The following is a 7,964-nucleotide window of genomic DNA, read 5'->3' on the forward strand; positions in this document are numbered from 1 at the left end:
ATCCCACCATGCCCATTGAAATCGACGAAACCACCCGCCGCTGCACGCTGATTGGCGAAGGCTTGCGCATCGAGGGCGAAGGCCCGGACATCGAGATCATCACCGACGAGCAGTTGCGCATGTCGGTGGCCATTCTGGCCGGCCAACGCGTGCCAATCACGGAAACCGAAGCCGATACACTGACCGTGGCGGGTGCGGTGGATAGCCGCAGGCATCTGAAGGCCAGCGCGCCAGGCTCGGTGATATGAGGCCTGGCGGGGCTATGCGGCAAATCTGATATGGTTTTTATCGTAAAATCTGAACCTGTGCTGATAACAGCTTCAGCGCCATAGTGCTCATGCCTGATCGAGGCCTGATGAGCACCGAACCATGAACGATAGAATCCCTTTTACAGAGATCGCCACCGCCCCAGCCAGCATCCAAGCGCGACGCACCGACAGCGGCATCCATACCCGCAGCTTTACCGGGCTTTACCGTAACCTGCGCATCGGCTTTGCCGGCGCCCTGTTCGTGCTGTTCTTCGGCACGGCCTGGCTGAACTGGAACGGCCGCCAGGCCGTACTGTGGGACCTGGGGAACAGCAAGTTCCACATCTTCGGCGCCACCTTCTGGCCACAGGATTTCATCCTGCTGTCGGCGCTGCTGATCATCTGTGCCTTTGGCCTCTTCGCCATCACCGTCTACGCCGGGCGCGTCTGGTGTGGTTACAGTTGCCCACAAAGTACCTGGACCTGGCTATTCATGTGGTGCGAAAAGGTTACCGAGGGCGACCGCAACCAGCGCATCAAGCTGGCCGCGGCGCCCTGGAGCATGAACAAACTGGCCCGTCGCACGCTCAAGCACAGCCTGTGGTTGGCCATTGGCGTGCTCACGGGGCTGACCTTTGTCGGCTACTTCACCCCGATCCGGCCACTGACCGCAGAATTGTTCACCTTGCAACTGGGCGGTGTGGCACTGTTCTGGGTACTGTTCTTCACGGCCGCTACCTACATCAATGCCGGCTTGCTGCGTGAAGCGGTGTGCCTGCACATGTGCCCGTATGCGCGCTTCCAGAGCGTGATGTTCGACAAGGACACCCTGGCGGTCGCTTACGACCCGCGTCGTGGCGAGGCCCGTGGGCCGCGTAAGAAAGGCAGTGATGTCGGTGCCCAGGGACTGGGCGACTGCATCGACTGCACGCTGTGCGTGCAGGTGTGCCCCACCGGCATCGACATTCGTGATGGTTTGCAGATGGCTTGCATCGGCTGTGCCGCGTGCATAGATGCCTGTGACGGGGTAATGGACAAGATGGGTTACGCCCGCGGCCTGATTGGCTACAAGTCCGAGCACAGCCTGCAAGGCGGTACCACTCACTGGCTGCGCCCGCGCCTGCTGGGCTACGCTGCCGCGCTGCTGGTCATGATCGGGGCACTGGTGGTAGCCCTGCAGATGCGCCCGATTGTATCGCTGGATGTGATCAAGGACCGCGGCCTGTTCCGCGAAAACGCCCAAGGCCAGATCGAGAACATTTACCTGCTCAAGGTCATCAACAAGACCGAACGTACCCAGCACTATCAACTGCGCCTGCTGGACGCTGACGGTTTCACCCTGCAGGGTAATAGCGCACTGGTCATCCCTGCTGGCGAAATGAGCGAACTGCCGGTGTCGGTGGCAATGCTGGCCGAGCGCCCGGCCAGCAGTTCGCAGACGCTGAGCTTTGAAATCCGTGAGCGTGACGACCCCACTATCCGCAGCGTAGCGCACAGTCGCTTCGTCGCCCCCATGAACCGCTGATCCCTTACACTCATGCCACCTTGCCTGCCAGGCTTCGACAGAAGGCCAGAATGAAACGCTACGAACGCTTCGCCGACGACATTGCCGAACTGATCCGCTCCGGGGTGCTGGGCCCCGGCCAGCGCGTGCCGTCCGTGCGCTACGCCAGCCAGACCCACGGGGTCAGCCCGTCCACCGTGTTCCAGGCCTACTACCTGCTCGAGCGGCGTGGGCTGATCCGGGCCCGGCCGCGCTCCGGATATTTCGTCAACGCCCACGTTCCGCGCCAGTTCAGCGAGCCGCAGGCGCTGCAGCCGGTAAGCGAGTCTACCGATGTCGACGTTAGCGCCTTGGTATTTTCGATCCTCGACTCGATCAAGGACCCCAACACCATTGCCTTCGGCTCAGCCTTTCCCAGCCCTGAGCTGTTCCCGCTGCAACGCCTGTCGCGCTCACTGGCCAGCGCCAGCCGCAGCATGGACCCGCGCATGGTGGTGACCGATCTGTCCCCCGGCAACCCGCAACTGCGCCGGCAGATAGCCTTGCGCTACATGGTCGGTGGGCTGATGCTGCCGATGGAAGAGTTACTGATCACCAACGGCGCACTGGAGGCCCTGAACCTGTGCCTGCAGGCAGTGACCCAGCCGGGCGACCTGGTCGCCATCGAGGCCCCCGCCTTCTATGCCTGCCTGCAGGTGCTGGAGCGGCTCAAGCTCAAGGCGGTGGAAATCCCCGTGCACCCGCGCGAGGGCATGGACCTGGGGGTGCTGGCGCAGACCCTGGAAAAGCACCCGGTAAAGGCTGTGTGGTGCATGACCAACTTCCAGAACCCGGTAGGTGCAAGCATGCCAGAGGCCAAGAAACAGGCGCTGGTGGAGCTGCTGACGCGCCATCAGGTGCCGTTGATCGAAGACGATGTGTACGCCGAGCTGTACTACTCGCAACAGGCGCCCAAACCCGCCAAGGCCTTCGACACTCAGGGGCTGGTCATGCACTGCGGTTCGTTCGCCAAAAGCCTGGCACCGGGCTATCGCATTGGCTGGGTGGCCGCCGGGCGCTTTGCGCAGAAGATCGAGCGGTTGAAACTGATGACCTCCCTTTGTGCCTCCATGCCGGCCCAGGCGGCCATCGCCGACTACCTGCAACACGGCGGCTACGACCGCCACCTGCGCAAGCTCCGCTACGCCCTGGAGGGCCAGCAGGCCAACATGCTGGCAGCCATCGCCCGCCACTTCCCGGCGCAGACACGGGTCAGCCAGCCCTCCGGCGGCTACTTCCTGTGGCTGGAACTGCCCGAGCAGATGGACGCCCTCAAACTGTTCCACATGGCCCTGGCCCAAGGCATCAGCATCGCCCCTGGGCCGATCTTTTCGCCCACCCGACGCTTTGGCAATTGCATCCGCCTGAACTACGGCAGCCCCTGGCATGACGGCGCCGAACAGGCGATGGAGACCCTCGGGCGGATCATTCGCTCGTTCTGATAGCGAGGGGCCAGAGGGACGACTATAGTTGCTCGGTCCGACCATCAGGCCCTCGTCATGCAGCCAGATACGTCCTTTGCCCGATTGCAAGCGCGTGTCGCAGAACTGGAAGCACGCCTGGCAGAGCGCGAAGACAGCGCTCAGGCGCATGACAGGCTGCTTGGAGAACTGCTCGACAACAGCCCGGCCAACGTGTTTGCTGCCGACCGCAGGATGCGCCTGTTGGCCATCAACCGCACGGCGCGCGAAACCTTCGAGCGTTACCGAGGCTTCGTGCCGCAGATTGGTGACTACGTACCCCAGTTCCTGACCGGTCAACCCGACATCATGGGCCGCCTGGCCCCGATATGGCCGCGCATACTGGCAGGGGAAGCGTTCATCGACACCGTCACCTTCGGGCCGGACGACGCACCACGCCACTACGAAATTCGCTATCACCCGTTACTCGATGCTCAGCAGCGAATTCAGGGCGGCTACCTGTTCGCCTATGACATCACGCAGCGCGTGACCGAACAGGAACGCCTGCAGCAGGCCGAAGAAGCACTGCGCCAGGCGCAGAAGATGGAGGCAGTCGGCCAGTTGACCGGCGGGATTGCCCATGATTTCAACAACCTGCTGGCCAGCATCCTTGGCGCCCTGGAACTGGCCGGGCAGCGTCTGGTGCAGCAACGCCTGGCGGACACTGCGCAGCTGCTTGAACTCAGCCGGCACAACGCCCAACGCGCCGCAGCCTTGGTGCAGCGCTTGCTGGCATTCTCACGGCAGCAGACGCTGGTCCCGCAACGGGTCGATGTGCAGCAACTGGTGGCCGGTATGCACGACCTGATCAGCAGCTCCACCGGCCCCTATGTCGACTACCACGACCAGACACATGCCGGACTATGGCCCATCCGAATAGACGCACAGCAACTGGAAAATGCGCTGCTCAACCTGTGCATCAACGCCCGTGACGCCATGCCGCTTGGCGGCACCTTGAGCATCGGTTGCGCCAATGTCGAAGTGCAAGGCGCCGAAGCCAGACAGCTGGGCCTGGCCGCTGGCCAGTTTCTGCGTATCCGCGTTGAAGATACCGGCATGGGCATGTCAAAAGCAGTGATGCAGCGCGCCCTTGAGCCCTTCTTCACCACCAAGCCGCTTGGCCAGGGCACTGGCCTTGGGCTGTCCATGGTCTACGGCTTTGTGCGGCAATCCGGGGGCCAGCTGGTAATCGATAGCACCCCTGGCCAGGGTACGGCCATCAACCTGTATCTGCCCCGCGATGAAAGCGTCGCCGCCACTTCACCCAGCCCCCACGTCGAGGGGCCTGCGCCTGCGGCCTCGCTTCAGCAGCGCGTATGCAAGGTGATGCTGGTGGAAGACGAGCCGGCCCTGCGCCTGGTCATGCTGGAGGTATTGCTGGACCAGGGCCATGAAGTTCAGGCATTCGAAGATGGCCGCCAGGCATACAAGGCCTTGCAGGAAGCCCCAGCGCCGGACTTGCTGATTACCGATGTCGGCCTGCCCGGGGGAATCGATGGCTACCAACTCGCGGACGCCTGTCGAGCTATTGCGCCGCATGCAGCGGTGCTGCTGATCACAGGGCATGACCCTGCGCACAGTACGGCAAATGCGCGGCCCGACCGGCGCACCGAACTGCTGGCCAAGCCATTCGATCTTCAGGCACTTGCCCAGGCGCTTGAACGGCTGCTGGGGAGCACCGCCCAGTCGCACTGAGCGGCTATTCGCCTACAGGTGAACACGTTAAAGTCAGGACTTTTCATTGGCCGGACGCAGGCATGCCTTCTCGTGATCTGAACTCACTGCGCCAACAAGTCGAAGACCTCCAGCGCCAGAACACACTGCTGGAGCAACGGCTTGCAAGCCACCAGGCGCACGACCAGGACTTCTATCGCTCACTGTTCGACACCATGGACGAAGGCTTCTGCATCATCGAGTTCTTCGATGGCCCCCATGGCCCGCTGAGTGACTACGTGCATGTGCTGGCCAACGCAGCCTATGCCAAACACGCCGGCATCCCCAACGTGGTCGGGCAAAAACTGCGCGAGATGGTGCCTGATGAGGCAGATGACTGGGTGGCCCGCTATGGCGCGGTGCTTCGCACCGGTGAACCGCTGCACTTCGAGCAGGAACTGTTTGCTACCGGCCGTGTGCTGTCAGTGACCACTTTTCGCATAGAGCCTGCCGAGAAACGCCAGGTAGCGGTATTGTTCAAGGATGTGACCGAACGCAGGCGTGCAGAGCAGGCCCTGCAGCGTCTGAACGAAGAGCTCGAACAACGGGTGAGTGCCGCACTGGCGGAGCGACGCTTGTTTGCCGAGCTGGTCGATCACAGTGTGGTCAATGTGCATGTGGTCGACAAGGACCTGCGCTGGCTGGCTGTCAATCGCCAGGCCAGGCATGACTTCCACCTGCTGTACGGGAGGACACCCGAAATCGGCGACTACCTGCCCGGGTTGTTCGAGGATGGCACCGCCGGCCAGACGCCTATTCTGCCGATGTGGCAGCGCGCCCTGGCAGGCGAGCAGTTCATCGAGATCGGTACCTTCGGCAAGCCCCCCGCGCTGCGCCATTACGAGTTGCGGTTCAACGCCTTGCGCGACCCCAAAGGCGAGGTACAGGGCGCGTTTCTGTTCGCCTATGACATCAGTGAACGGGTGCAGGAGCAGGAACGCTTGGCCAAGGCCGAAGCGGCGCTGCGCCAGGCACAGAAAATGGAGGCCGTAGGCCAGCTCAGTGGCGGCATTGCCCATGACTTCAACAATTTGCTGGGCGGCATCCTTGGCGCTCAGGAGCTGATGCGTCAACGCCTGGACCAGTCACGCTTCGACGCCCTGGCACCCTTGCTGGAGCTGTCCAGCAGCGCGGCGCAGCGGGCCTCGTCGCTGGTGCACCGGCTGCTGGCGTTCTCCCGCCAGCAGACCCTGCAACCCTGCTCCACGCAGGTGGCCACTTTGGTGGCTGGCATGGAAGACCTGCTTCGCCGCACCATCGGCCCGGCGATTACCCTGAGCAGCCGCTTCGCCAACCAGCTGTGGCCAACCTTCATCGACCCTCCCCAACTGGAAAGCGCCTTGCTCAACTTGTGCATCAACGCGCGCGATGCCATGCCGGCCGGTGGTGTGATCGAGATCATTGGCGACAACCTGCGGCTTGACGACAAGCAGGCCCTGGCACTGGCACTGCCGGCCAGCGAGTACGTGCGGCTGAGCATCGTCGACAACGGTAGCGGCATGTCGGCTGAAGTCGTTGAGCGCGCAGTCGAGCCGTTCTTCACCACCAAGCCGATGGGCCAGGGCACCGGCCTGGGTCTGTCCATGACCTATGGCTTCGTGCGCCAGTCGGGTGGGCAATTACGGGTGCTGTCGGTGCCTGGCGAGGGTACCCGCATCGAGCTGCTGTTACCCCGCCACCACGCGCAAGCCCAGGCGCCAATCAGCAAACCGCAGCGCGCGCCTTTGCGAAGAAGCAGCGAGACTGCAAAACGCGTTCTGTTGGTTGAAGACCAGACCGCCTTGCGCCTGGTGATAGGCGAAGTGCTGGAAGAGCTGGGCTATCGGGTGGACGCCTTCGAGAACGGTCCGTCTGCCCTCACCCACCTGCAAAGTGGCGAACGGCCAGACTTGCTGCTGAGCGATGTCGGCCTGCCTGGCGGCCTGAATGGCCGCCAGGTAGCCGAACGCTGCCGTGAGCGTTACCCGGACCTCAAGGTACTGTTGATGACTGGGTACGATGAGAGCGCGGCGTTCAGCGATGGCCAACCGCTGCAAGGTACGCTGGTGTTGACCAAGCCGTTCGAACTGGACGCACTGGCGGAGCGGGTTCGCGAGCTGCTGGAAACTTGACGGGCGCGTTCAGCGCCCGCCGCCCAGGTCGATGAAGCTGCCGGTGGCATAGGAGGCTTTGTCCGAAAGCAGCCAGAGGATGGCCTCGGCCACTTCCTCGGGACGCCCCCCTCGGCCCATGGGCAAGCCAGGTTCGAGCTTGCTGACGCGGTTTGGGTCACCCGACAGCGCATGGAAACCGGTATGGATATAGCCCGGCCGGACGCCATTGACGCGCACGCCCTCGCCTGCCACTTCTTTGGCCAGGCCGATGGTGAAGGTGTCGAGCGCGCCCTTGGAGGCGGCATAGTCGACATATTCGTTGGGCGAACCCAGGCGTGCGGCTACCGATGATACGTTGACGATGGCCCCGCCTTGCCCGCCATGCCGGCGCGCCATGCGCAGCAGGGCGTGCTTGGCGCAGAGCATGGGGCCGACGACGTTGGTTTTCATGACATTCAGCAGCCGGAACTCGGACATGTCCTCGACCCTGCTTTGCTGGCCGATGGTGCCGGCGTTGTTGACCAGTGCGGTGACCGGGCCGAGCTCGTCGTCGACACGCAGGAACAGCTGGATGATTTCATCTTCGACGCTGACGTCGGCGCGCACCGCGATGGCCTCGGCGCCCAGGGCGCGTACCTGGCTGAGGATGGCTTCGGCGGCCTGGTCATCGGCGTGATAGTTGATGCAGATGCGGTAGCCCTGGCGGGCGGCCAACAGCGCAGTGGCGGCGCCGATGCCGCGGCTGCCGCCGGTGATGACGATGACGTTCTCCATGGGTTTGCCAATGGTTTGGGGAAGGGAGCATCGACAATAGGCGAAATGGCGCTGCGTTGGAATGACAAAGATCAGCACAGCCAACCCTCTGCTGTTGATGTGGCTGTTGATCTGGCTTTTGATCTGGCTTTTG

The 7,964-nt window shown here is 63.0% G+C and carries 6 protein-coding genes; 5 read left to right on the plus strand and 1 reads right to left on the minus strand.

The genetic code is table 11. The features are described 5' to 3' along the window. The first annotated feature begins 8 nt into the window (after positions 1 to 8). The 5 genes from ACF8EA_RS10790 (at position 9) to ACF8EA_RS10810 (ending at position 7,075) form a co-directional block, all read left to right on the plus strand. Entirely contained in the window at positions 9 to 248 is a 240-nt protein-coding gene (locus ACF8EA_RS10790) for a DUF3203 family protein (RefSeq protein ID WP_021785646.1), read from the plus strand. A gap of 121 nt (positions 249 to 369) precedes the next feature. Beyond that, positions 370 to 1,773, plus strand: coding sequence for a cytochrome c oxidase accessory protein CcoG (ccoG, locus tag ACF8EA_RS10795; RefSeq protein ID WP_392521994.1), 1,404 nt, complete (start codon positions 370 to 372; stop codon positions 1,771 to 1,773). Between the two features lie 50 nt (positions 1,774 to 1,823). After that, positions 1,824 to 3,233 (plus strand): GntR family transcriptional regulator MpaR, encoded by a 1,410-nt coding sequence (gene mapR, locus ACF8EA_RS10800; protein WP_020191377.1) that lies wholly within the window; start codon positions 1,824 to 1,826, stop codon positions 3,231 to 3,233. Positions 3,234 to 3,290: 57 nt separating this feature from the next. Further along, a complete protein-coding gene (locus ACF8EA_RS10805) occupies positions 3,291 to 4,946 on the plus strand; it encodes a PAS domain-containing sensor histidine kinase (RefSeq protein WP_103462577.1) in 1,656 nt (551 codons plus the stop codon). 62 nt (positions 4,947 to 5,008) lie between these two features. Further along, positions 5,009 to 7,075 (plus strand): PAS domain-containing protein, encoded by a 2,067-nt coding sequence (locus tag ACF8EA_RS10810; RefSeq protein WP_392521995.1) that lies wholly within the window; start codon positions 5,009 to 5,011, stop codon positions 7,073 to 7,075. 9 nt (positions 7,076 to 7,084) lie between these two features. Here ACF8EA_RS10810 and ACF8EA_RS10815 read toward each other — a convergent pair whose 3' ends face one another. Continuing rightward, complete coding sequence (locus ACF8EA_RS10815) at positions 7,085 to 7,831, minus strand: SDR family oxidoreductase (protein ID WP_325950790.1); 747 nt, start codon at positions 7,829 to 7,831, stop codon at positions 7,085 to 7,087. Positions 7,832 to 7,964 lie beyond the last annotated feature (133 nt).

This window comes from Pseudomonas sp. YQ_5 (assembly GCF_043103305.1).
Taxonomy (GTDB): domain Bacteria; phylum Pseudomonadota; class Gammaproteobacteria; order Pseudomonadales; family Pseudomonadaceae; genus Aquipseudomonas; species Aquipseudomonas putida_Y.